The organism is Oligosphaera ethanolica, assembly GCF_030814695.1.
GTDB classification, from domain to species: Bacteria; Verrucomicrobiota; Lentisphaeria; order Oligosphaerales; family Oligosphaeraceae; genus Oligosphaera; species Oligosphaera ethanolica.
Map to the genome: position 1 here is coordinate 628,920 of NZ_JAUSVL010000001.1, position 24,068 is coordinate 652,987.

Annotated in this window: 19 protein-coding genes; 11 read left to right on the forward strand and 8 right to left on the reverse strand. The window is 61.4% G+C overall.

What is annotated here, in order from left to right; translation table 11 throughout:
* Nucleotides 1-104: 104 nt before the first annotated feature.
* The 4 genes from J3R75_RS02180 to J3R75_RS02195 are packed head-to-tail and all read right to left on the reverse strand — an operon-like array spanning nucleotide 105 to nucleotide 5,177.
* On the reverse strand, nucleotides 105-917 hold the full coding sequence (locus tag J3R75_RS02180; protein WP_307259674.1) for an ABC transporter ATP-binding protein: 813 nt from the start codon (nucleotides 915-917) through the stop codon (nucleotides 105-107).
* Entirely contained in the window at nucleotides 910-1,845 is a 936-nt protein-coding gene (locus J3R75_RS02185; RefSeq protein ID WP_307259675.1) for an ABC transporter permease, read from the reverse strand. Before J3R75_RS02185 ends, J3R75_RS02180 begins: the two co-directional genes overlap by 8 nt.
* On the reverse strand, nucleotides 1,842-3,101 hold the full coding sequence (locus J3R75_RS02190) for an STAS domain-containing protein (protein ID WP_307259676.1): 1,260 nt from the start codon (nucleotides 3,099-3,101) through the stop codon (nucleotides 1,842-1,844). Before J3R75_RS02190 ends, J3R75_RS02185 begins: the two co-directional genes overlap by 4 nt.
* A gap of 30 nt (nucleotides 3,102-3,131) precedes the next feature.
* A complete protein-coding gene (locus J3R75_RS02195) occupies nucleotides 3,132-5,177 on the reverse strand; it encodes an ABC transporter substrate-binding protein (RefSeq protein WP_307259677.1) in 2,046 nt (681 codons plus the stop codon).
* A gap of 350 nt (nucleotides 5,178-5,527) precedes the next feature.
* Between J3R75_RS02195 and J3R75_RS02200 the strand changes: the two genes are divergently transcribed.
* Complete coding sequence (locus tag J3R75_RS02200; protein WP_307259678.1) at nucleotides 5,528-6,220, forward strand: DUF1559 family PulG-like putative transporter; 693 nt, start codon at nucleotides 5,528-5,530, stop codon at nucleotides 6,218-6,220.
* A gap of 105 nt (nucleotides 6,221-6,325) precedes the next feature.
* Here the strand turns inward: J3R75_RS02200 and J3R75_RS02205 are convergent, their stop codons facing one another.
* On the reverse strand, nucleotides 6,326-8,449 hold the full coding sequence (locus tag J3R75_RS02205; RefSeq protein WP_307259680.1) for a pyruvate formate lyase family protein: 2,124 nt from the start codon (nucleotides 8,447-8,449) through the stop codon (nucleotides 6,326-6,328).
* Nucleotides 8,450-8,807: 358 nt separating this feature from the next.
* Here J3R75_RS02205 and J3R75_RS02210 point away from each other — a divergent pair, with 358 nt between their 5' ends.
* The 4 genes from J3R75_RS02210 to J3R75_RS02225 all read left to right on the forward strand — a co-directional run bounded on the left by J3R75_RS02210 (nucleotide 8,808) and on the right by J3R75_RS02225 (nucleotide 12,100).
* Nucleotides 8,808-9,398: a chromate transporter gene (locus tag J3R75_RS02210; RefSeq protein ID WP_307259681.1), complete on the forward strand. Its 591-nt coding sequence runs from the start codon at nucleotides 8,808-8,810 to the stop codon at nucleotides 9,396-9,398.
* Nucleotides 9,395-9,967 (forward strand): chromate transporter, encoded by a 573-nt coding sequence (locus tag J3R75_RS02215; RefSeq protein ID WP_307259682.1) that lies wholly within the window; start codon nucleotides 9,395-9,397, stop codon nucleotides 9,965-9,967. Before J3R75_RS02210 ends, J3R75_RS02215 begins: the two co-directional genes overlap by 4 nt.
* 220 nt (nucleotides 9,968-10,187) lie before the next feature.
* On the forward strand, nucleotides 10,188-11,204 hold the full coding sequence (locus J3R75_RS02220) for a hypothetical protein (RefSeq protein WP_307259683.1): 1,017 nt from the start codon (nucleotides 10,188-10,190) through the stop codon (nucleotides 11,202-11,204).
* Between the two features lie 71 nt (nucleotides 11,205-11,275).
* Entirely contained in the window at nucleotides 11,276-12,100 is an 825-nt protein-coding gene (locus tag J3R75_RS02225) for an LOG family protein (protein WP_307259684.1), read from the forward strand.
* On the opposite strand, the gene J3R75_RS02230 is transcribed toward J3R75_RS02225, so the two are convergent.
* The 3 genes from J3R75_RS02230 to J3R75_RS02240 form a co-directional block, all read right to left on the reverse strand.
* Entirely contained in the window at nucleotides 12,101-12,340 is a 240-nt protein-coding gene (locus J3R75_RS02230) for a hypothetical protein (RefSeq protein WP_307259685.1), read from the reverse strand.
* 938 nt (nucleotides 12,341-13,278) lie between these two features.
* Complete coding sequence (locus J3R75_RS02235; protein WP_307259686.1) at nucleotides 13,279-14,250, reverse strand: hypothetical protein; 972 nt, start codon at nucleotides 14,248-14,250, stop codon at nucleotides 13,279-13,281.
* A gap of 9 nt (nucleotides 14,251-14,259) precedes the next feature.
* Nucleotides 14,260-17,196 (reverse strand): family 10 glycosylhydrolase, encoded by a 2,937-nt coding sequence (locus J3R75_RS02240; protein ID WP_307259687.1) that lies wholly within the window; start codon nucleotides 17,194-17,196, stop codon nucleotides 14,260-14,262.
* 895 nt (nucleotides 17,197-18,091) lie between these two features.
* Between J3R75_RS02240 and J3R75_RS02245 the strand changes: the two genes are divergently transcribed.
* The 6 genes from J3R75_RS02245 to J3R75_RS02270 all read left to right on the forward strand — a co-directional run bounded on the left by J3R75_RS02245 (nucleotide 18,092) and on the right by J3R75_RS02270 (nucleotide 24,063).
* Entirely contained in the window at nucleotides 18,092-19,198 is a 1,107-nt protein-coding gene (locus J3R75_RS02245) for a phosphotransferase enzyme family protein (protein ID WP_307259688.1), read from the forward strand.
* 18 nt (nucleotides 19,199-19,216) lie between these two features.
* On the forward strand, nucleotides 19,217-20,446 hold the full coding sequence (locus J3R75_RS02250) for an epoxyqueuosine reductase (protein ID WP_307259689.1): 1,230 nt from the start codon (nucleotides 19,217-19,219) through the stop codon (nucleotides 20,444-20,446).
* Nucleotides 20,447-20,874: 428 nt separating this feature from the next.
* Nucleotides 20,875-21,111: a hypothetical protein gene (locus J3R75_RS02255; protein WP_307259690.1), complete on the forward strand. Its 237-nt coding sequence runs from the start codon at nucleotides 20,875-20,877 to the stop codon at nucleotides 21,109-21,111.
* A gap of 72 nt (nucleotides 21,112-21,183) precedes the next feature.
* The gene (locus tag J3R75_RS02260; RefSeq protein ID WP_307259691.1) at nucleotides 21,184-22,248 is read left to right on the forward strand and encodes a hypothetical protein; all 1,065 of its coding nucleotides are present in this window, start codon (nucleotides 21,184-21,186) and stop codon (nucleotides 22,246-22,248) included.
* A 15-nt stretch (nucleotides 22,249-22,263) separates the two neighbouring features.
* Entirely contained in the window at nucleotides 22,264-22,989 is a 726-nt protein-coding gene (locus J3R75_RS02265; RefSeq protein WP_307259692.1) for a helix-turn-helix domain-containing protein, read from the forward strand.
* A gap of 42 nt (nucleotides 22,990-23,031) precedes the next feature.
* Entirely contained in the window at nucleotides 23,032-24,063 is a 1,032-nt protein-coding gene (locus tag J3R75_RS02270; RefSeq protein ID WP_307259693.1) for a hypothetical protein, read from the forward strand.
* Nucleotides 24,064-24,068: the final 5 nt, after the last annotated feature.

Here is a 24,068-nt window from a genome sequence, read left to right on the forward strand (position 1 = left end):
TCTCCTGTGAAGGGTGGGTGGAACACGGTGCCGACTCGGCCCTCGCCTTGGCGTCTTCGCCTCTTCGCGTGAGAAAAAGCCCTCCCACGCTCCCTCCCCGGTCACTACACGTACCGGCTGCGGAGGAGCTCAGCGGCGGACGCGTCGAGGCGATCGGCGCGACGGACTTGTTCGAAGAGCGCGAGGAGGTCCTCAACATTGACGCGGCGTTTGCGTTCATCCGCCAGGTCTTGGCGGATTTCGCCGTTGACCATCATGATCAGGCGGTCACCGAGATGCGCCGCCTGGTGCATGGAGTGGGTGACCATCACCGTCGTGAGCTTCTCGCGGGCGACGATATCGCGGGTGAGGCGGATGACCTGGTCGGAGGCCTTCGGGTCCAGCGCGGCGGTATGCTCGTCCAACAGCAGCAGGCTGGGCCGCTGCAGCACGGCCATCAACAGGGTCAACGCCTGGCGCTGGCCACCGGAAAGACTGCCAATCGCATTGTCCAGGCGATCTTCCAGACCCATGCCCAACTCGGCGACCCGGTCGCGCAAGCGACGGCGGACAGCGCCGCTCAGCAGCCAGCCCAGCCCCCGGCGCTGGCCGCGCCGCGCCGCCAAGGCCATGTTCTCAATGATGCTCAGGGTCGGCGCCGTACCGCTGAAGGGATTCTGAAAGACCCGGCCGATGAGCGCCGCCCGGCGATGCTCGCCCCAACGGGTAATGTCTTCCCCGGCCAGCTCAATGCGGCCGCTGTCAGGCACGCAGGCGCCCGCGATAAGCTGCTGCAGCGTGGATTTACCGGAGCCATTGGTGCCAATGACGACCACAAAGGCGCCGTCGGGAACCGCCAGCGACACGTGCTTGATGGCCTGGACTTCGTCCGGCGTGCCGGGATTAAAGGTCTTGCTGATGTCTTTGATATTAAGCATGACGCACCGCCTTCCGCTGCCGCAGCGACCGTAGCATCGTCGGCAGGACCAGCGCCGCCAACACGAAGAGCGCGGTCATGAGTTTGAGGTCGTTGGGATTAAGGCCCCAGCGTAGGGCGATGGCCACCAGCAGGCGGAACAGCACCGCGCCCATCACTGCGCCGACTATCGCCAGGCCAAAGCGCGACGGCCCCACCAGCGCCTGGCCGATGATCACGCTGGCCAGGCCCCAGACGAGCATGCCGATGCCCATCTGCACATCCGCAAAGCCCTGAAACTGCGCCAACAACGCCCCGGCCAGCGCGACTAGGCCGTTGGAAATCGCCAAGCCCAGCACCAGCATATTGCCGGTGTGAATGCCCTGCGCCCGCATCATCTGGGCGTTGTCGCCAGTCGCCCGCATCGCCGAACCGAGATTGGTTTTGAAAAACAGATAGAGCAGCAGCGCCACTAGCACGGCGACCAGCAGTGCGCCGGCGAGTCCCGCCAGCGCCTCCCGTTCCACGGTCCAGCCCCAAAGCGGAACCGGCCCGCCCGCGCCAAAGAGCGCGTCACCCAGCTCGCCGGCCTGCTGCGGCAGGGTCTTGACAGACATCAGCGGGATGTTGCTGCGGCCCATCACCCGCAGATTAACCGAGTAGAGCGCCGTCATCACCAGGATGCCCGAGAGCAACGCATGAACGCCGCAGCGAGTGTGCAGCAGTCCAGTGATGCAGCCAGCAGCCATGCCCGCCAAACCGCCGGCCATTGTCGCCGCCAGGGGATTCACGCCGCGCACGATCAGCACCGCCGCAACCGCCGCGCCGAGGGTCAGCGAGCCCTCCGTTGTGATGTCCGCAAAACTGAAAACTTTAAACGATATGTACACGCCAAGGGCCAACAACGATAAAATCAGCCCGATGGTCAATGATCCGATGAGCAGCATCATAGGGCGGCTCCTTCCATGTTCACGTCGCCCAGCGGCGACACCCACAACACGCCCCGTTGAAACAGACTGTCGCCCGCGCCGCTGATCGCGCGATCATCGTTGATCAGATGCAGCAAGTCCAGCGGCGTCTGCGTCTGAAAAATGTCCGCGAGAGTCGCCGGCAGCGCCAGCGGCCCGCCGGGCAAAGCGCGGTAGGACAACACAGCGGCGTGCACGTGGCCACGCAAGGCGTCAGCGCTGTCTGCCATGGGCCGCAGGTGGTCGGCCAAAGGCACAGCGGGCTGCCGCGCAAAGACGCCGACCAGCAGCACCAGCTGCCGGCCATGCACACGCTCGGGCGTGAGGTTGAACCACCGGCGCGCTTCCGGAAAATGGAAATACTCGGCGTCCTGGCCGTTCTCCGGCGAGCTCAGCAGCGATGCGCCGACGAGCCCGCTGGTTTCCGCCAGAGCAACCATCACCGCCTGTGAGGCGCCACTCAAGGCCAGCGCCGCAGCGCCGAGGTCACTGAGACCGGGCAGACCGTCATGCTGCGGGCTACTCTCGAAGCGCGCTTGCACCGCGAAATCGCCCTCAAGGTGCAGCGCCGACAGCACCGCCAGTTCCGGCACCAGCCGTTGCTCGCTGACCACGAAATCCGGCTGGCCGTTGCTGTCCGGCGGCAAGGCCACCGCCACACCGCCGGCGGCGAGGAACTCGCCGTAATGGCCCTTGGCGCTCGCGTGGTCCGCCGCGAACGCGCCGATGCCCAGCGCCACAGCCTTGGCGCCCAGACGCAGCTGGCGGACCTCGCCCGGCGCAAAGCTGCCATTACGGGCCATGAACGCCGGGTTGCCCAGCGTCCGTCCGCGCATGCTGGCGCCGGCCGCACTGGCGACCACCGTGCAACGCAGGCCGCCGATCTGCCGGCAGCCGGCAGCGCCGCCAGCGCTGGCCGCCGCCGCGCTCGGCTCCTTGCGTGGCGCAAACAGCGGCATGGTCCCAGTCATTTCCAGCACCGTCGCCACGGCGATCGACGGGTCCTGCACCTCTAGCCAGCCGCCCTGGCTCTGCAACATCTTGGCGAATTTGATCAAAACGCGAATGCCGGCCGAGCTGATGTACTCGACATCATGCAGATTCATGCGCAGCACGCGCTGGCCGCCGCGGACGCACTCGTCCAGCTCGCGGCTAAGGATGTCCGCATTGCGCGCATCGAGGCGGCCGCTGACCCGCACTGTCGCCGCATCGCCCGCCGTAGTCATGGCGATTTCCATGGTTCTGTTCCGTTCCTTGTTGCCGTCGCTTTAGTTCTTGCCGTCAACCACCTGGTCCGCGCGCTGCAGCAGCGACGGCGGCAGCGCCAGACCGAGCTCAGCGGCATGGGTGGTATTGACGATGATCAGCGTGCGGCTGATCGCCGCAAAGGGTATGGCCGTCGGGTTCTCGCCGCGCATCACCCGCAGCGCCAGCGCGGCGTGGTCGCGACCGCCCTGCTCGTAATCACGCGCCACCGCAATGGCGGCGCCGCCCGTCAGTGCCTGGCCGCTGACGAAGGCAAACAGCGGCTTGCGCAGCTGCCGCGCCACCTGGGCAATCGCCGGAAAACTGGAATCGTGAAGATTGCCAGCGACCTGGCAGATTGCATCAATGTCTTCGCCAGCCAGCGCCAGCGCCGCCGCCGGCACTTCTGTAGCCTCGTTGGTCGCCCGTGTCACCATACTCAGACCGGCTTTGGCCAGCGCCTCCTTCATCTGTTCCATATTGAACACCGAGTTGTCTTCGCTGGGATTGTAGAGCGTGCCAATTTTGCGCGCATTGGGCAGGCATTCGCGGATGACGACGACCATGCCCTCGTAATCGCTCATGGTGGAAATGCCGGTGAAGCCCGGCAGATGCTCGCTGTCGCTCTTGCCGGCACCGGCCAACAAGGGATTGGCGGTGAGGCCAAAGAGCACCGGCATCGGCGGCTTCTTGCGGACGGCAGCCTGTAGCGTCGGCGTTGTCAAGGTCATGAGAATATCTGCCTGGCTGTCGATGGCGGCATCGATCATCATATTGGCGGTGGCCATGTCGCCCTGGGCATTGCGATAGGTCAGCTGGTAGTCTTCCCCGGCGCGCAAGCCGAGCTTCTCGCAGGCGTCCGCAAAACCGCGCATCCACTGCTCGACCATCATGGACTGCGAGTAGCTCACCATGTGCAGCTGCCAGGTCTTACCAGCAGGTAGCGCTGGCGTACTCACCGGCGCGGCACCGCCCCGGACGGTCTTGTGCCCCTGTTCGTCAATGAGAATGTCTGCCTGCGCCAGGAGCTCCGGCGCAATCCGCCACGGCGCCTTCAGGCCCGCCAGCGCCTGCTGGTTCAAGGCGAGCTTCCTCGGCATCAGGTCGCGGATGGCGTACTCCGATGATTTCACCCGGCCCGTAAGCACGCCACCAGCGAGTTTTCCCCCGGCCTTGCCCACTTCGTAGTAATTGGCGCCCATACCCACCAGCGCGCCGGCATCCACGTGGTCCGGCGCGTAGGCCAGAATCGGTATGCGCGCCGCTACGGCAGCCTTGAACACCGACTCAACTGAGGTCTCGACCGTGTTGTCACCGCCGATGAAGAACGCCTCAATGCCGCGCGCCGCCAACGATGACGCGGCCTCGTAGATCCCAGAGCTGTTTTCTACCTGTGCGACGAGCAGATCGATGCCAAGCTTGCCGCATTCGTCCTGCGCCATGGCCAGACAGGCCTGCGAGCACGCCTCGCCGGGATTGATGATGGTCCCGGCTACTTTCAGATCGGGGTAGAGCTCGCGGGCCAGTTGGACGACCTGTCGCACCGGCTGGAAGGTGCCCATGCCCAGCAGGTGCTCGGGATGCTCGCCAGGCTTGTCGCCCGTAATGCCCACGCCGCTGCCATAGGGGGCCGTCACCACCGAAAAGACGTGCCGCAACTTGCCCGCCCGATTGGCATTGGCCATGGTCTGCAAAGACGGCGTGCTCACCGTGGCCACGAGATCAAAATTGCCCTGCAGGATATTCTGCACGATGGCGTTGGCTGTAACCATGTCGCCCTCGGCATTGAAGCGGGTGACGCTGAGATTGCGTCCCTGCACCAGCCCCTCTTCCGCCAGGCCGTCAATGGTGCCCTGCACTGAGTCATCCAAAATCTGCCGACTCGCGATCTGAAATATCGCCACGCGATACTGCTTCTCAGCCCCGCCGCCAGCATCTTTTGTCGCCTGCCGCTGCCGCAGGTCCGACAGCAGCAGCACCGCCGCCGCACCGACAATCAGCGCCACCCCCAGAAATAAACGCTTGCAAACCTCCACACTACCAGCCATACGGTCCTGATGCGCCGCCATATCACGCTCTCTTTCATTCACTCAGCAAGGCATTCCAAAAGCAGAGTCAAAGATGGCGGCAGCTGCCGTCAGCCTGATTGTGGCCGATTAATCGCCTCACTGACAACAGGTTGTCTATTGTCGTCATCACCAGCCCCCCAGCGATCATTCACGGGTTTGTTAAGCTAAGCGCTTCACTGGCCTTGTCAATGCCCACACTCAAGCATTATCATGGGTAATTGCAATGCCTCACATTCCCCGCCGTCGCCCCTTGTTATGCATTGTGGAAAGCAGTATAATGATCACTGTTTCTCCGTAGTTGCCGTATCATCACAAACACCATCGCAGTAGCAAAAAGGGACAGTACCACCATGAAACGCGCATTTACGCTGATTGAGTTGCTGGTCGTTATCGCCATTATCGCTATTCTCGCCGCGATGCTCCTACCGGCCCTATCCAAGGCACGCGAAAAAGCCCGGCAGATTTCCTGCGCCAGCAACCAGAAACAGATCATGCTGGCTTACGCCTTGTACTCCAGCGACTTCGAGGGCTTCATGTTCGGGCATCTCGGCGCCGCCAACCTCGGCTGCCGCTCACCGGCAACCGTGCTGGTCTCCAACCAGAAATACCTCGATGCGAATGTCTTCCACTGCCCGTCCTTAAGCGGCACCACCCGCGACCTCTGGCGCTGCCTGGGCGTCTACCGGGTGGACCTTGGTGGGGCTCCGCTCTATAACGCCAAGAAAAGCACCTGGGGCGATTTCTACATCCCAAAACGCAGCGGCTGGGACGAATCGCACTACGCCCTGGCCGCCATCAAGGTACCATCGGAGATCATTCTTAGCGCCGATACCCAGAAAAAGTCCACGGCGGCCACCTACGCCTACTGCGGCGAGTGGACATTCGAACCGCGCTGCGAAGTCGAATACGCCGCCATCAGCGTCCACCACGGCGGCAATGCCAACGTCGGCTACTTCGATGGCCATGTCGGCAGCATGAACGAAGGCCAGCTGCGCACCTACGGCGCCACCAAAGTCGTCGTCGAAGGCGCGCAAATACGCTAGGCGACAAACAAGACAACAGGTTATATTGAACACGCCCGGACAGTCCTGAACCGACCGGGCGTGTTTCTTTGTGCGGCTGCCTGGCGCGCAAGCCGTCCCCGACACCTAGACGTATTCCGTGCGCTGGATGACCTCGTCCTGCATTTCAGGCGAGAGCCGGGTGAAGTAGTCCGTGTAGCCACCGATGCGCACCACCAAATCGCGATACGCATCGGGATGGCTCTGCGCCTGCTTCAGCGTCTTGGTATCGACCACATTGACCTGCGTTTCAAAGCCGCCGCGGATGAGAAAGCCCTTGATCAGCTCGCGCAACTTGCCCCGGCTGTCAGCATTTGCAAACAGCGCGGCGGGAAATTTCATATTGAAGGCCGCGCCGCCAATGAGCGTGCTGTGATCCCAGGCGGTCGTCGAGAGAATGGCCGCAGTCGGGCCATGTTTTTCGCGGCCTTGAGCGGGCCCGCAGCCATCGGCGAACGGCGTTCCCCGCAGGCGGCCATCGGGCGTCGCGGCCGTTTCACGGCCCAGGCGTTCGTGCATGATCCAGCAGAAAGCACCAGGCACGAATGGGCTGTCATCGGGTGCCAGACGGTGCCTGCGGCATTCGCTACCCGCAAACTGCACCATGTCGGCAAAGAGCGTATCGGGTGCCGCTTCGGCATTGCCGTATTTGGGCAAGCTCAGACAGCGCTGGCGCAGCGCCTCCTGGCCCACGAAGTTGCTCTGCAGCACTGCCTGCAGGGCCGGGAAATCCAGCTCGCGGCTGGTAAAAAGCAGCTCGCGCAAGGCCTGCAGCGAATCCGCGAGATTGGCCAGGCCGACGAAGGAACACTCGCACCAGTTGTAGCGGGCACCGTCGTCGTCGATATCTCGCCCACGCGCGAGGCAGTCGCGGGTGAAGACGCTTTGCAGCGGCTTGCGGCCGTACAGTCGGCGTTTTTCGCGCCAGTCGTTTTGCTGGGCGACAGCCGCCTCAATCCGCGCCGCCAGGCGCCGCTGGTAGGCGTCCAGGAAGGACGCAAAATCGGCAGCGGGTGCAACACTTGCTGCCTGCGCGGCGATCTCCTCAAGGAGAAGACCGCAGCAGTTGAAATAGGGCGAAGCCACCCACACGTTACTGGCAGCAACCGGCGTGATTTCCACGCAAGTCGAGTTGATGTAATTGGTCGTATCCGAGTCGGGCACGCCGAGCTCGCGGAGACCGCTGCAGATCGTCTCGTCGCCGAAAAAGCCCAGATTGGGAATTCCGCGGCTAGTGAGCTCGACGGCGAGATCAACGAGCTCCTCGGCGCAATCGTCGTGCCAGCAGAGGCCCACCGTGGGATAGATCAGACGCGTGCGCCGCAACGCCTCCACGCACAAATAGCTCAGCGCATTGGCCACTGGCTGGCCGTCATCATCGCGGCCGGCGACCATCACGGACATCGCCAGACCGTCCGCGCGGGTGTCGTTGATCAGGATGTACAGGCATTCGATCAGCGCCAGCGCGTCGTCAGCCGTAAGTATGCCGGCGGCAACATCGCGCTCATAGTAGGGCCAGAGCGTGCGGTCGAGACGGCCCGGCACCACCAAGGCCACCCGGTCGGCGTACTCCACGGCCTTGTCCAGCAGGCTGATGAGCTGAATGGCGTCGCGAAAGGTCGCCGGCGGCTCGTGGGCAATGCGCCGGCAGGACTGCAGCATCGCCAACAGCTCGCTGCAACGCGCCGCGTTGCGCTCCCGCGCCAACGCCGCGGCCACGCAATCACCCGCGCGTTCAATGAGTAGCGACAGGCCACTCAACGCCAGGCACGCCGACGCCCGGAAGTCCCGCGCGTCGGCGTCCGCCGGCTCGTTCATGGCGCCAATATCGGCCAGCATGCCATCGATGCCCCGCGTGAAAATCCGCTCGCGGTCGAGTTCGCAATGACCGGTCTGGCCTGGCGCCGGCGGTAGCTGCTTGAGATAATTGGCGGCGCAAGTGCGCGTCGCGTCATCGTCGCCATGGGCGGCGTAGCGCCCCACCAGCAATTCGAGCTCGTCCAGCTCGAAATACTGCACGGACAGGCTGTCGCGACACGCCTGCCCCCGACGCAGCTGCCAGGACGCCTCATCCGCACTGCTTTGCAGAGACCGCGCCAAAGCCGTATTGCCATCCGGAAACTGCCATTGCCGCTTGCGCGCCAGGCAGCGCGCACGCAGCTCCGCAATGCGTTCAGCGTGAGAAGATGACGTGAGTTCCGGCGAAACCATTCATAGACCTTTCGATATCACACAACAGTGGCTCGCCCGACGTCCTTTGCCGGCACCCAGGGCCGCCGCCAGCGGGCCATTTGTGCTTTCCTTGCCTTGCCATTGCCCATTAGCTGTAATACGTCAGTCGCAAGCCGGAAATAAGGATAATACCCGCACGACGCCGTACAACCGCCATTCGGATCGCTTTTCCAGAAAAAGACCCGGCGCCACCATCGTCCGATGGAGTTGCCATCGTCCGTTCAGACATGATAGTACCCGTTTGGCGAGAGCCCCTTGCTAACGCGTCAACATGTCCTCGCTCTCTCTTTCGCGAACATGCGTTCACCACCACTGACCACTTGCTATGATCATCATCATGACCACCCCTCTGACCGACCATCACCAGCGCATCTGGACCCTCTTCCGCGTCTTTTTCGGCATTTCAGCCGTCGCCCTCGGCGGCGGCCTGGCCATGCTCCCCATCATGAAACGGGAGTTCGTAGACAAACGCCACTGGCTGAGCAATGACGACATGATCGACACCGTCGCCGTCATGCAGTCCCTGCCCGGCATCATCTCCATCAATATGGCGGCGCTCATCGGCTACCGCGTTGCTGGTTTGGCTGGCGCCAGCGCGGCGGCCATCGCGGTGGCCCTGCCGCCTTTCATCACCATCATCGTCATCGCCGCCGCCGTCCAGGGCCTGCTGCAATCGCCGACCATGGGACGCATCTTTCACGGCGTGCGCTCGGCTATCTGCGCCTTGATTCTGCTGTCGGCCATCAAGCTGGCCAAACAAATTCTTGTCAGCCGCTTTGCAGTAATCCTGGCCGTCATCGGCTTTGTCGTCATGGTCTTTCTGCCAATCAACGCCATCTGGATCATCGTCCTGTCGGCACTGGCCGGATACATCTATCAAACCATCTCCAGATTCCGCCAACAAGCAACACCAGGGAGCGCGTCATGAGCATATCCCTGCAGCTCTACCTCCTTTTCGCCAAAATTAGCCTCTTCACCTTCGGCGGTGGCTATGCCATGATCCCGCTCTTCCAAAATGAGCTGGTAACGGTCAACGGTTTTCTTACCGACGCCGAATTCGCCAATATGGTCGCCCTCGCCCAAATGACGCCCGGGCCCGTCGGGCTCAATGCCGCCACCTACGTCGGCTTCAACCAGGCCGGCATCATCGGCGCCGCAGCCGGCACCCTCGGCCTGATGACACCGTCGTTCATCCTCGCCGTGCTCGCCGCCATCTTTGTCAAGGTCTTCAAAGACAACCCGACCATGCAAGCCGTCCTCAGCGGCGTACGCCCGGCCGTCCTTGGCCTCATCGCCGCTGCCGTGATCTTTTTCGCTGACACGTCAGTGTTCAGTGCCCCCCTACGCAATATGTGGACCGCCGGCGCGTCCTTCGGCATCTGCTGGCCGGGCCTGCTGATCTTCGCCATCACCATCGCCATGGAGCTCAGCGGCAAAATCCACATGCTCTGGACCCTGCTCGTCGCCGGCGCCCTTGGCGCGCTGCTGCTGGCCTAAAGACCGCCATTCTGACCCGCATTTGAACCTTTGCGCCAGCATGATGTCATATGCCTCAGATACTCCGCTAGGGACGCCCCCCCATTTTGTTCCAACTTGACGTATTGCCATCATGCCAGCATTGCGCTACATTTTGCCCTTTATTATTCGCCTGTATTATCAAAGCCAGCAGTCTATACCAACCTGACGCGCAACCCGTCGCATAAGAAGGAAGCTCAATATGACCATGAAACACTTCACTTATCACCTTGGACGTCTATGCTGCGTGGCTATTCTGCTGGTCGCCAGCCAACTCACCCAGGCACAAGAGGCCGCCGACGACGACGCCGCCCTCGAAGACGACTGGAAGGCTGAGCGCACCCAGATCGAAAAGGAAATCGAACAGGAAGTCCAAGCCGAACTGGACCGGCTGGTGACCCACGAAGGAATCGTCAAAATCCTCGCCCAACAATGGAAAATCACCCCGCCTTGGTCATGGCCAGTTCCTGAAAAGTACAAGCCCAGCAAAGCCGTTGAGGAAGCCCTTGACGAAATCCTCAAAAAAGAAGCCGATAAACGTTTCCCCGCCAAGGAGCGCGAAAAATTCACCGTTGAGGCCAAGGAAAAGTACCCGCTCCACCAAGTAGGCGACTCCGTGTCTTTCACCCTCCGCGGTGGCTACGGCGCCAATGTGGAAGTCTCCGGCACTTTCAAGAACCTCTCACCCGAACGCATCCGTGTCGGCAACCGCTGGATCAACCACCGCGATCTGGACGAAGATACCTCAGCCCGCTTCTATGCCGACGAAAATGCCCGGCGAATTGACGAATACGTCATCCGCGAAAACAGCAAATACGACGCCCGCATTGCCAACTACATCTTTGACGAAAAACAAATGCGGCTGCCCGGCGAACTCCTCAAAGCACACTACGTGCCCGATCTGCGCAAAAAAAATGCCTCGGTGAAAAATCCCAATCTCGACACCTGGATTACCCGCAAGGAAGCCGTAGAAATCCTCTATGAGCTGCAGCGCAAAATTGAAGGCGAAAAATTGCGCAAGTCCATCACTGAAAAGAAATTCAAAGCCATGGAGTACGAATGGGTCGCCGATAGAAAAGAGTGGATGCCCATCTACATCATTGAAGAAATGCGCGAAGAGGAACGCCGCAAACAGGAAGCCGCCCAACGCGGCGCTGGCGGCATGCCCATGGATGGCGGCATGCCCCCGGATGGCATGCCCCCCCCGCCGCCCATGTAAATGAAACGCCCACCGCGCCGGCACAACGCCGGCGCCCTTGACGTTAACGATAGCACCAGGACAGCAACACCATGCATGACTCTGACAGCAACGCCCCAGCCATACCTTTGAAAGCATACGAAGATCTGGATTTCCTAAAAAAAGATGTCTGTCGCGGCGTACGCCTGCAGCTGGAATTCCTCAAACCCGATTACATGCTCGACCTGCATCAGGTCGAATCCACCATTGTCATCTTCGGTAGCGCCCGCACCCTCCCGCCGGATGTCGCCAAAAAACACCTTCAGGACGCGCAGGATGAGTTGACCCGCAAACCCGGCGAAGCCAGCGCCCAAACGGCCGTCAAACGCGCCGAACGCATGCTCAGGGAAAGTCATTTCTACCAGGTCGCTCGCGATTTTGCCGCGTTGATCACCCGCGAATGCCAGAGCCGCGATTGCGAATCGCGCAAACTCGTCGTCATCACCGGCGGCGGCGGCGGCATCATGGAAGCGGGCAACCGCGGCGCGGCAGATATGGGCGGCATTTCCGCCGCCGTCAATATCACCCTGCCTTTCGAGCAGCACCCCAATCCCTACATCACCCCCGAACTGAGTTTTCTGCTCCACTATTTCAGCATCCGCAAGATGCATTTCCTCAAACGGGCAAAGGTGCTCAGCTGCTTTCCCGGCGGCTTCGGCACCATGGACGAGCTCTTCGAAGCCCTCACCCTCGTGCAGACCCACAAAATACCCCCAATGCCCATCCTGCTCTTCGGAAAAGAATTCTGGGAAGAGCTCATCCACTGGGACACCTTCGTCGAACGGGGATTGATCTGCCCCGACGACCTCAAGCTCTTCCGATACTGCGAAACCGCCCAGGAAGGCTGGGAGGCCATCAAGGACTTCTATAGCCTCTGATCAGCAGAAGCGCGCACTCGGGCTGACGCCATCGTCCCCCCCCCACGGGACGGTGTTGTGTCGTAATCGGCCAGTAACTACCCCGGTGGGGAAAACACCGGGGACAATTTGCAGGAAACCCACGGCCAGTCGCCGCCCAGCCATTACACATGGGTGGCTAACCAGGCAGCGGATTTCATAGGAGCAATGCTCTTCACATAGCATGCGGCAATCGCCGGCGATGAGTTGATTGGTAACCATGCACAAGATCATTCGCCGAGGTTTTGAGCGCCGAAGGTGCGCCCTAAGATAGCCCACGGCGCGCGTCGCCCTGGGTAAGGTGCCCCAACCCAAAAGAGCCCTGAAGGGGCGGCCTAAAAGACCTGCGACGAAGGGTCACAGCGCAAAATTGCCGCAGCAATCAATGAGTTCCATTGCCTCTTTGGCTCCAGTCAGCTTCGCCGACTGAAGCCAAAGAGGCTGAGGAACGCGGACCAATATGGCGCGCTACCCAGGGCGGCGCACGCTTTCAGCGTGCCTGGAGTTTGGCATTTTGCGGCGCGGGAAAACCGTTCCGGCTCTGGTCGGTTTTGAGCCGGAACGAAGAAAAACTGGCTTGGCTTTGCTGCGCCGTAGGCGCACTACTATGCTTAACCCCAGGCTTCAGCCTGGGGTGGACAACCACCAAAAGACGGTGCCTCGTAGAGGCACTACAGTTTTGGCGTCCACGTTGCCTATCGCTGCAGTTTTCGTTCATGGGGTGAGAGAGAACATGGCTGATAGTAAGCCGTTTTTTCGATGTTCCAAGATGGGGCTCTGACTATACTGCCAGTTGGTACTGCTGGCGCAGTCGATTGATCAAAAAGAACATTTTTCAGAGTCCTTGGCGAAAGTTAGGCAAAGTAGTGCCTCTACGAGGCACGGATTCCGGGAGTGAGCCATTTCCCCAGGCTAAAGCCTGGGGTTAAGCATGGTTAAGCGCCTACGGCGCAAGGTCGAGTTTTGCCAAACTCCAGGCACGCTTTCAGCGTGCTTGCCCTGGGCTGGTATGTTTCGCGCTTTCAGCGCTTCTGCCGCTTCGCGGCGATGTACATGCTGGCCGGTGGCAAGGCATTTCATCATAGAGCGTTTGCGTTGAAAAGTGTAAACGTAATTAGTGAACGGCTACTAACCGATTACGTTGTGTCACCTTCCGGTCCCTAGCGATGCCATTCCCCCCCCTGCGGCGCAGCCGCCAGCAACACGGCTAGCGCTTGCAGCGCCCAGGCGCTGTCAACAATGCGCGCGGCTGGACTGTCACCGACGCGCCCCCAGCCGCCATCGCCACGCTGCATTTCCAGCAATACCGTCATCAATTGCGTACGCCAGGCAGCGGTGTCATCTCCGCTAGAACCTTGTGCATAGAGCACCCGCGCCAGCCAGTACAGCTCAGCGAGAAGCGCTCCGTTGCCATCGCCAGATACCCCTTCCAGGCGCCGCCGGGCCGCGGCGCCAACGGTGACATCGCCAGTAGCCATCCGCGCGGCGAGGCGCACGCCCGCCGGCACCGCATCATCACCATTGGCGATGATGTTCGCCAGCAGTTGATTCGACAAATGAACGGACTCAGATCCCGCCTTGGCGCCTACTAACACCGCGTTCCCCGCATTGGTTTGCTGCATGAGCAGCAGTGCGTCAAGAACGATCATGGCGTCTGCCGCCGGTACCTTGCCCGCCGCAACGATATCCCGTAATCGCCCCACACTCTCCGGCGGCACAAGGGCGCCTTCCCGCAGGAACAGCCGCAGCGCCATGGCCACGGCACCAACCGCCACCTGTTGTTCGTTTTCACTCGCAGACGGCGACAGCGGTGTCGCCGCTCGCAGCAGCCTCTCCTGCACAAAAGCCAGCGCCCGCTGACGCGCCGCTTGTGCGTCTAGGAACTCGCCAGCGGCAGCGGTCAGCGCCAGTGCGGCATGAGCAGTGAGCCCGGGATCCTGTTGCCAGCTGCCTTCGGCATCCTGCCAGGTGATGAGTCGCGCAACACCACGCTGGCAAGCCATGCGGCCCTCAAGGTGCAGGGACGCGCCAAGTTCATCGGCGTTCACCACACAGGCGATCAGCAACAAGACTATGACCAGCAGGCATCTACGGGTATACGACATCGCCACCGTTGTTTCCTGTTGTTCCATGCAACGCCGTCATTTGTCCCTCGGCATGGGCGCGCGTTCGCCCAGCCAACGCAGGGTGCTCAGCAACAACGTCCGTTCCGCAGCGGACAGCTCGCAGTCCTTGTCCTTCGGACCAATGGCCAATCCCAGTCCGCAAGCCGCATAGCGGCCCTTGCCGACCTGCCCGACGACCATCACAGCCTCACCGCCAGGCGCTTCGGCGATCACCCGCCCCATGGCACCGGGCGTCATGACGATGCGGTCGCCAAAAGTGGACTTGAATGTTTCCGGCCCAAGCCCGACCGTTGCCGGGTGACGACCTTTGAGGCGCCACTCGGCCCCAGGTAGCGCAGGCTCCAGAGCAGCCGCCACCAGCTCGGGAAAGGCATTGGGGTAGCCACGAATGCCCACCAACGCGTGTGTCACCAGCAGCCGCCCGCCGCCCGACACATAGTCACGCAGCAACAGCTTGTACTCCTCGCCTCGGAACTGTTCGCCCTTTGACCGCGGTTGCGGCAAGATCACCACCTGGCATGCCTGCAGCGACGCGGCCTTGAGGTTGTAGAGCGGCGCGGCGTCAAAGCCACCCTCGGCGTTCAACGCCGCCAGGATGATCGCAGCGCCATAGGCATCGTGATGCCAAACGCCCACCCGCAGGCCGCCCTCGCCCCGGAATACGGGCGGGCCTTCCTGCAGACGCCGCTCGGCTAACTCATCAGCACTCAGCACAGCCAGTGCCGGCGACCGCGCAAACAAACCCCATTGCTTGTCGCTCAGCTCCACTTGAAAAGCGCCCGCGCGCGCCGGTGTGAAAGAACAGTGCAGCTCGCGACCACGCATACGCACCGTCACCGGTTCCTCGCTGTGCTCCCCGTCGTTCGCCAAGGCCACCGTCACGCCATGGGCAAGCCCGACCCCGGCAGCCGGGGCAACCCGCCACTCGACGCGCTCCCCGACCTCGACGTAGTCGCGCTCCGCACCAGCGGCAACACCGACGCGAGTAAACCGTATGGCCGGCCAGCGATGCGGCAACAATTTGCCAGTAGCCTGCGAGGTCGGGCCACTGCCCAGGTCCGGCAGAAAATTCTCTGCGAAGCCCCTGCTGTGCTGGAAACAGATGACACCGGCGGCGCCTAGACGACGCGACAGCTGTATCTGCTCGGTCGTCAGCGCCGCATCTTCATGCAAGAAGGAGCCCAGGCCGGCATAGAGCGGCATGCGCTGACCAACACTGGCCAACTGCCGGCGCAGATCACGCTCCAGAGCCGTATTACTCACGGTGTAATTCATGGGGCAGATGAAGTCCAGCCAGCCTTTGGCGACCCACTCGTCGCTCTGCTGGGCAATGCTGTGTGGTGCGCTGTCCCAGTTCGGAAACACCGCCGCCGATACCATGACGTCCGGGCGAATCTTCTTCGCCTCGCGATACACGGTTTCCACCAGCCGGCTGATGTTGTTGCTCCGCCAGGTGTTGTATTCCCGCCGCAACGCACCCCCGCTCATGCAGTCCTTGGGCCACTCGGGCACCACGCGACCCAGCACGGCCTCGAAAGCCTCGCGCGCACTCGGGCTGAAATCGGCATCGGCGCCCGGGTAGCGGATGTAGTCGAAATGAATGCCATCAACCGGGTACTTGCGGGCCACTTCCAGCATGGCAGCCACTTCGAGGTCGAAATTTTCCTGGATATGCGGTGCCAGATAACGCGTTTCCTTGCCGTCGTTGGTCATCTGCGTACGTCCGGCGGCGACCATTTGCTGGCGCAATTCCTCCGGCGTATGCCCGCCCATGTTCCAGTTGACCTTCCACACGTGCATTTCCAGGCCGTACTTCCGGCAGGCGTCCAGGCACAGCTGGATCTGGTCGCCAGCAGTGGCGACCTGCGGATGCACGGGCAACACCTCACTGGGATAATCCGCCACGTAGCCCCAAAGCATGTTCGGAAAAATGGCGTTGAAGCCCTGGTCGGCGAGGACTTTCACCGTTTTGTCCCAACCCCAGTCGGCGATGCCGTAGGCCGAGTGAATCCACACGCCACGTAGCTCCCCAGAGCGCGATGGACTGCTCACCACGTAGGCACGCCGCGTCAAAGCCAACGCCTCCTCGGCCTTGGCCAAAGCATCGCCATAGCGCCGCTGACTGCGGAAGTTTTGCGCGCCGTCCAGGCAGCTGCGAGCCTGCACCAGCAGGCGGTTGCCCTCCTCGTGATTCAGCTGCCGCAGCCGCGCCTGCAGATCGTCCATGCCGTTCAGGCCGCCGACTTTGCCCAGCTTGTCTAACCGTGCCTGCACGGCTTGCTCCCACAGGCCCGGAATAAAATGGCCGGCTAGTGCCATCAGAAAACGCCGCGAAGCGCCGGCGTCCTCCGTAAGCAACACATGCGCGAAGTACAACCCACTGCCGCTCAGCACCACCGCCGCCCGCTTCATGTCTTGGCCATCGGCAGAGATAAAATGGCCGATGACTTTTGCAGCGCTGCCAGCTTTGAGCATTGGCTCCATGATATTCCACGACGGATGCGGCAGGACTTCCGGCGCAAAAGCCAGTGCGCCCACCGTAAAACGGATGCTGGCGGCCCCCTTCATATTGTCACCGCCACAATAGGTCACTCGGTCTATACCAAGCAGCGACAGCAGCGCCGGATCCGAATGATAAAACACCGCCAGCTTGCCCCCCTGCGCCACAAAGGCTGTCAAGGCCGCCAGAGATCCCGCCGGCAACGGCGCGTTATAGGGCAACACGACCAACTTGGCGCCCCCCAAGGCCTCGACCGTCACCGCGTCGTCTTGAAGTATCTTGAATTTAACCCCCAGTGCCTCGTAATTGCGGCGGAAGACAGCAAAATAACGGTCCCGTTCAAACTGGCTGGTCGATCCCCGAGCCATGCCTTGGAGCAACACCAAATCCTGGGCCATGCCCACCCACGCCAACATCAACGCCAGCACGAAAATCACCTTGCGAAAGCTCATGTTCGTTCCTTTCCCGTAACCTCATAGCACACGTTGGTCGCAGTTGTGTCGATAAACGCCGGCAGGCCCGCCGGCACGTTCTGGCGAAGGCACACCGACAATTCTGCCGGCACGACGCCGCACCGCTATCAAAATATCAAGCAACTAATAAACCGCCTACGCTGGAAAAGTCCATCTCTCAGCCTGAGAATGCAGCAATGACCGATTACGCTTCCCGTAATGCCTCACCCATTGATACTGGCGGTTCCAAGGAACGCCTAGAACCGTGGGGACTAATTGGCGCGGCGTACTGGGGCGAGGACTCACGGACTCATGAGGCATGATCCCATGGATTGGACCGTGGGGACGAATTGGACCGTGTGGAATGACGCCTTGGACGCCAGGGACTGCTTGAGGACCTCTTGGGAGCGCCTACGGCACAATAACATGAATATTGAATGATGGTGGTTTTCGGCCCGAACCGGCAAAGCAAGTCGCCTGATCGGCCAAGTTCGGCCCGGAGGACCGCACCATGCGTAACCCCGGGTGAGGCGCCCGGAGGGCGCCGCAACCCGGGGTATGACAGCAACATAGAATTGCGCCCGGAGGGCGCCACATTGGCGAGGCACGCCGCGTCCCACCGCGCCAGCGAGAGGCATGTCGTGCATCCAGTATCAATGGGTGAGGCATTACACGCTTCCCGTCTTGGCGCTCGGCGCGATCCTTGTCAAAGAACCATTCGGATTTATATTCCGAACCTTGCCTTAACGCGCTACGTTTCTGATTGAAAGTGGCCGCTATGTCATCATGAGTCATGCAACCTAACCAGGCCAGCAAAGAACGCTGGCAGGTCGCGACCGGTTGTGCCCATTACCCGCATTTGAACCTACACTCCACATATCAGCCCAGGACCCCTATGAAATCTGCTTTCATGGCTCAGCGCTTCCAAGTCGATGGCCGCCTCGTGGCAACCGAAGCGACCGGCTCCGGCAATGTCAACGACACCTATCTGGTCATCTTCCGCACGATCTTTTCCGAAGAGCGCTTCATCCTCCAGCGCATCAACACCAACGTCTTCAAATCGCCTGATAAAGTCATGGACAACATGCGGCTGATCACCCAGCATGTCCATCACCGCATGGAGGAAGAGCAGGACAACGCCGACCGCATCTGGCAGCTCCCCCGCGTCATCCCCGCCAAAGACGGCAAAGACTACGCACTTGACGGCGATGGCAATTACTGGCGCGCCATCACCCTCATCGCTTCCGCTCATTCCTACGAGTGCATCCAAAGCCCTGAACACGCGCGCGAAATCGGCGCGGTGCTCGGGCAGTTCCACCGCCTGATCAGCGACTTTCCCTGCGACCGCCTGCACGACACCCTCGAAGGCTTCCACATCACCCCGAGCTACCTGCAGAAGCTCGACTCGGCCCTCCAGGGCAACATCGGCAAAGAGCGCCTGAACGGCTCGCAAGTCGTCCGCGACGCACTCAAATTCATTGAAGAACGCCGCGACTGGTGTAGCATCCTTGAAGACGCCAAAGTGCGCGGCGAATTGTCGCTGCGCCCCATCCATGGCGATCCCAAGACCGCCAATGTCATGATTGACGACATGACCGGCAAGGGTACCTGCATGATCGACCTCGACACCGTCAAACCCGGCTTGGTACACTATGACATCGGCGACTGCCTCCGTTCCTGCTGCAATCCCGCCGGCGAAGAGGCCAAGGACTTCTCCACTATCTATTTCGACACCGATCTCTGCGCCGCACTGCTCAAGGGCTACCGTGCCCAGGCCAAAGACTTCCTCACTGACGCCGACCGTTATTACCTCTACGACGCCACCAGACTCATCGCCTTCGAGCTCGGTCTGCGCTTCTTTGCCGACTATCTCGCCGGCGATGTCTATTTCAAGGTCAACCACGACGGCCAAAACCTCCATCGCGCCAGAGTGCAGTTCCATCTCGTGCGCAGCATTGAGACCCGCGAGAAGCAAATCCGCGATCTCTTTGCCACGCTCTGAGTGAACAGGCGCCTTGCCATGCCGACCGACACCCCACCCGAGCAGGCGTCAGTTTATCGCGACCTTGCCGCCCGTTGCGGCGCCAACCAGATCGCCTGCCTGAAAGCCGACAGCTGCTCAATGGCGCCGCTTAAGCAGCGCCTGGACGCATGGCGGCAGGCCGGTAACGTCGGCGCCCTGCCGTATCTGGACAGCTGGTCGGCTATCCTCACCGATCCCTTCGCCGCGCGACCCTGGGCGCGCAGTCTGCTGGTTCTGAGCTTCTCACCCCAGCCCGACCCGGCATCACCGCTACTGCAGCTCCCGCCGGCGCGCCCCGGCCACCCCGCCGCGACCATTGCCCGCTACGCCCTCCGCGTAGACTACCACCGCCATGGCCAGACTATCCTCGACCAGCTCAGATACGCCATCGCCGGCGACAACTCTCCCGACGCCCAATTCGATGCCTGCGTCGACAGCAAGCCCGTGATGGAAAAAGAACTCGCGCTCCTGGCCGGCCTGGGCGTCCGCGGCCGCAACGGACTCCTACGCACCCCCGGCCACTCCTGCCAGGCCCACCTCGCCGTGCTCTTCTCAAGCCTTGATCTAGCTCAGCATGTCCTCACCCCGCCGACCTCTCTCCACTGCGGCGACTGCCATGCCTGCATCACCAACTGCCCCACCCACGCCATCGGCAAGGACGGCATCCTCACGGTCCGCAAATGCCGCAGCTGGCTCGCCAATGAAAAACGCGGGCCGCTGTCCTGGCTGGAACAACTCGCCCTGGGACCCACCCTCTTCGCCTGCTCCACCTGCACCAGCTGCTGCCCAGACGACAGTGCCAGTGCCAGTGCCAGTGCCAGTGCCAGTGCCAGTGCCAGTGCCAGTGCCAGTGCCAGTGCCAGTGCCAGTGCCGGTGCCGGTGCCAGTGCCGGTGCCAGTGCCGGTGCCAGTGCCGGTGCCAGTGCCAGTGCCAGTGCCGGTGCCAGTGCCAGTGCCAATAACACATACGACGCTCGCCGCCCCGCCGCCCCTCACGGCGACTACGCCGTCGATGCCGAAGAACTCCTCCGCATGCCCTCCGCCGAACTCAGCCGCCTCATCGCCGGCACCGCCCTGGATCACGCCGGCGCCACCCAGCTCAAACGCAATGCCGCAGCAGCCTTCGCCGTGCAGTCGTCACCCGAACAGCGCCGCGCCCGCCAGACCGAACTCGCCGCACTCTCCAACAGCCCCGCCGTCACCCAAACCATCGCCAACTGGGGCTAAGGTGCCGTTCACAAATTACGTTTACACATTGCAGTGCAAACGCTCTTTCATGTCATACCTTGTCGCCGGCCAACATTTCCCTGGCCGCGAAGCGGCAAGCGCCCTGGAGGGGCGCTGTCATCGTAGCCCAGGGCAAGCGACGCCGAAGGCGGAGCGCCGCCCTGGGTAAAGCGCCAACTAAGGCCGTGTTCCTCGGCCTCTTTGGCCCCAGTCGGCGCAGCTGACTGGGGCCAAAGAGGCAATGGAACTCATTGACTGCTGCCGCAATTTTGCGCTGTGACCCTTCGCCGCAGGTCTTTTAGGCCGCCCATTCAGGGCTCTTTTGGGTTGGGGCACCTTACCCAGGGCGACGCGCCCTGCGGGCGCTTGCCCTGGGCTATCTTAGGGCGCGCCTTCGGTGCTTAAAATTTCGGCGAATGATCTTGTGCATGGTTACCAATCAACTCATGGCCGGCGATTGCCGCATGCTATGTGAAGAGCATTGCTCCTATGAAATCCGCTGCCTGGTTAGCCACCCATGGGTAATGGCTGGGCGGCGGCGGGCCGTGGGTTTCCTGCACATTGTCCCCGGTGTTTTCCCCACCGGGGTGTACACTGACCGATTACCCCCGCGTCATTTTTCCGCGCTGAATAGCTTGCAATCTTCCTTCTCGGCATTATCGTGATTTTGCCTTTTGTGGATGTTTGTCCATCTATGATGAACAACAGCATAAATCCCAGCCAAACGAGGAGCGACCATGGCAGTACTGAGCAGGACATTCAACGACATCGACCTGAGCGATCCGGTGAAAGCGGCCGATTACGTCAAGCGCAAGGCCCTGGAGATGGGTGCGGACGCGGTTGGCATTGGCAACATCGAGCGTTGGGCCGGGGCGCCTTTGCAAATGGACCCCAAGCAGATCATGCCGGAGTGCAAATCGATCATCGGCATGGTCTTCCGTGTCGAGCGCGGCAGCTTGCGAGGCATTGAAGAAGGCACGTATTTCAGCAACTACTCGTCGATGGGCTACGGCGGCATCACCTATTTGTACATGCCGATGACGGTCATCAACCTATCGAAGACCATTGAGGATCAAGGCTACGAAGCCATTCCCATGGGGCACCAGAGCGACTGGCGCGGCATTGACTCTGATGGCTACACACCGAAGAATTACAGCCGGCCCGTACGCCCAGGCCAGGCCACCCCGGACATTATGATCCAGTTGCGCATCGCGGCCTATCTGAGTGGCCTGGGCGAAATCGGCTTCAGCAAGATGTTCCTGTCGCCTCAGTTCGGCCCGCGCAACCGCCTCGGCATCGTGCTGACCGACCTCGAACTGGCTCCCGACCCGATCTACGACGGCCCACAGCTCTGCAACCGCTGCATGGCCTGCGTCAAGAACTGCCCCGGGCAGTGCTTTGACGCCAAGAACACCGTGAAGGTCAATCTTGCCGGCCACGAAGTCGAATGGGCCAATATCGACACCGCCAAATGCGACGTCACCTTCCGCGGCGCCCAGATCACCGATCAGCCGCAGGAAAAGCCCTACCTGCAGGAAAAAGCCAACTCCAAGCCCGGCGAATGGAGCCCATTCTTCAAAAAGCCCCGCAATCTCTACAACACCGGACAGGCCGTCTGCGGCGCCCGCGGCTGCACCCGTGCATGCATGATCAGCCTCGAAAGTCGTGGCGTCCTGCAAAATACCTTCAAACAGAAATTCCGCCGTCGCCCAGCATGGACCGTCGACTGGAGCACCGAGCCCGAATACGCCCCCGGCACCATCTTCCGCGGCCAAAAAGGCCACAGCAGCGACGTCGATTGAGGACACTGCACAGCTATGCCCAACTCCGACATGGTCCAGTCCGTTCTGAAGGCGCTTGACATCCTCCGGGCCGCCACCGAGGCCCCCAACGGCGTCCGCCTCAATGAACTGGCTGAGGCCATGGACCTCAAAAAAAGCACCGCGCATAATCTCATCCGAACTTTATGCGCGCGTGGCTTTCTAGTCAAAGACAGCGCGAACCGTTTTTTGCCGGGCGTGGCGATTCAGGAACTGGCCCGGCTCAGCCGCACCAACATCGCGCTCAATGAAGCAACCAAGCAACTGCGGCTGTTGCGTAAGGCCTTCCCCAAGGCGACGCTGACCTTTTCCGAGCTCGCCCCCAACGCCATCCACTGCCGCCTGCGCATGTCAGCAGACCGCCCCGGCGAAGTGCAGCATCCCCTCGAATGCCTCTACACGCCATACGTGTCAGCTACCGCCGTCTGCCTGCAAGCCACCGGCAGCAATGCCAGCGAATTCGAACGGCACTTTCCCTTCCAGGAACACGGCGTCGCCCGCTGGAAAAATATCGAGAATTTCCTGGCTGAAAAAGAACGCGTCCGCAAAAACAACTACGCCATCAACCAGTACATCAGCCACATCGCCGTCGCTTTCGCCGTGCCAGAAAATTTTGCCATCGGCTTCAGCATGGAAGCGCCGCCGGATGATTTCTTCCCGCGCCTGCAGGAGCAGATTGAGCAGTTTCGCCAGGCCATTCGCAGCGCCACTGCGGCAACATGAGCGCCCTGTGGCCCCAGCCATCAACAAAGTAGTGACCACACCATGAAATTTGCCATCGGCTATCAGCAACCTGAAAATGGCGAGCCTTTCAGCAACATCGTCCGGGACTACCGCGAGCATATTGCCGAGGTGTATTTTCCCTGGACGGGCATGGCCACTGGCCGCGCCGCGCTGGGCAATATTCGTGGCGCTATCGACTGGGCGGCACAGGAGGAGCTCGAAGAGCAGCTGCGGCAATTCCGCGCCATGGGCATCAAGCTCGACCTGCTGTTCAACGCCAACTGCTATGGCGCCTACGCCGTCAGTTGCAAGCTGGAAAATGAAGTGTGCTCCATCGTCGACTATCTCGGCAGCCTTGATCTCCTGCCGGAAGTCGTCACCACCACCAGCCCATTCATCGCCACGACCCTGAAAAAACATTTTGCGAGCATCGACCTGCGCGCGTCAGTTAATATGCGAATTGACTCCACCCTGGCCATGGAGTACTTGGCGGACATCTTCGACTCTTTCCACATCCGCCGCGATTTGCAGCGCAACCTGGCCAATGTCGAGCGATTCCATCAGTGGTGCCAGGCCAACGGCAAGACTCTCTGCATGCTCGCCAACAGCGGCTGCCTGCGCAACTGCCCATACCAGAGCTTCCACGACAACCTCGTCGCCCACGACGCCGAAATCGACGAGATCAAAAACGCCCGCGGCTTCATGCCCCATCTCTGCTGGAAACTCTACGGCAACGAGGCCAACCGCCTGGAATTTCTGCGCGCGTCGTGGATCCGCCCGGAAGATATCCACCGCTACGAAATGTACGTCCCCGTGGTCAAGCTGGCCACGCGCCAGCACTCGCATCCGCGCATGGTCATCGGCGCTTACAGCGAAAGGCAATTCCGCGGCAATCTCCTCGACCTGATGGAGCCGTCTTTCTCGTCCATCTTCTCGCCTTACGCCGTCGACAATAGCCGCTTCCCCGCCAACTGGCATGACATCGCCGGCGACTGCGCCACCAACTGCCACCACTGCGGCCGCTGTGACGACGTCCTCAAACAGGTCCTCGTCAAACAAAACGACGATATGTAAGCAGA

Bases quoted from the DNA above. Each gene is read 5' to 3' on its own strand.
- J3R75_RS02180 (WP_307259674.1), bottom strand. From the start codon at position 917: ATGCTTAATATCAAAGACATCAGCAAGACCTTTAATCCCGGCACGCCG.
- J3R75_RS02185 (WP_307259675.1), bottom strand. From the start codon at position 1,845: ATGATGCTGCTCATCGGATCATTGACCATCGGGCTGATTTTATCGTTG.
- J3R75_RS02190 (WP_307259676.1), bottom strand. From the start codon at position 3,101: ATGGAAATCGCCATGACTACGGCGGGCGATGCGGCGACAGTGCGGGTC.
- J3R75_RS02195 (WP_307259677.1), bottom strand. From the start codon at position 5,177: ATGGCGGCGCATCAGGACCGTATGGCTGGTAGTGTGGAGGTTTGCAAG.
- J3R75_RS02200 (WP_307259678.1), top strand. From the start codon at position 5,528: ATGAAACGCGCATTTACGCTGATTGAGTTGCTGGTCGTTATCGCCATT.
- J3R75_RS02205 (WP_307259680.1), bottom strand. From the start codon at position 8,449: ATGGTTTCGCCGGAACTCACGTCATCTTCTCACGCTGAACGCATTGCG.
- J3R75_RS02210 (WP_307259681.1), top strand. From the start codon at position 8,808: ATGACCACCCCTCTGACCGACCATCACCAGCGCATCTGGACCCTCTTC.
- J3R75_RS02215 (WP_307259682.1), top strand. From the start codon at position 9,395: ATGAGCATATCCCTGCAGCTCTACCTCCTTTTCGCCAAAATTAGCCTC.
- J3R75_RS02220 (WP_307259683.1), top strand. From the start codon at position 10,188: ATGACCATGAAACACTTCACTTATCACCTTGGACGTCTATGCTGCGTG.
- J3R75_RS02225 (WP_307259684.1), top strand. From the start codon at position 11,276: ATGCATGACTCTGACAGCAACGCCCCAGCCATACCTTTGAAAGCATAC.
- J3R75_RS02230 (WP_307259685.1), bottom strand. From the start codon at position 12,340: ATGGTTACCAATCAACTCATCGCCGGCGATTGCCGCATGCTATGTGAA.
- J3R75_RS02235 (WP_307259686.1), bottom strand. From the start codon at position 14,250: ATGGAACAACAGGAAACAACGGTGGCGATGTCGTATACCCGTAGATGC.
- J3R75_RS02240 (WP_307259687.1), bottom strand. From the start codon at position 17,196: ATGAGCTTTCGCAAGGTGATTTTCGTGCTGGCGTTGATGTTGGCGTGG.
- J3R75_RS02245 (WP_307259688.1), top strand. From the start codon at position 18,092: ATGAAATCTGCTTTCATGGCTCAGCGCTTCCAAGTCGATGGCCGCCTC.
- J3R75_RS02250 (WP_307259689.1), top strand. From the start codon at position 19,217: ATGCCGACCGACACCCCACCCGAGCAGGCGTCAGTTTATCGCGACCTT.
- J3R75_RS02255 (WP_307259690.1), top strand. From the start codon at position 20,875: ATGGTTACCAATCAACTCATGGCCGGCGATTGCCGCATGCTATGTGAA.
- J3R75_RS02260 (WP_307259691.1), top strand. From the start codon at position 21,184: ATGGCAGTACTGAGCAGGACATTCAACGACATCGACCTGAGCGATCCG.
- J3R75_RS02265 (WP_307259692.1), top strand. From the start codon at position 22,264: ATGCCCAACTCCGACATGGTCCAGTCCGTTCTGAAGGCGCTTGACATC.
- J3R75_RS02270 (WP_307259693.1), top strand. From the start codon at position 23,032: ATGAAATTTGCCATCGGCTATCAGCAACCTGAAAATGGCGAGCCTTTC.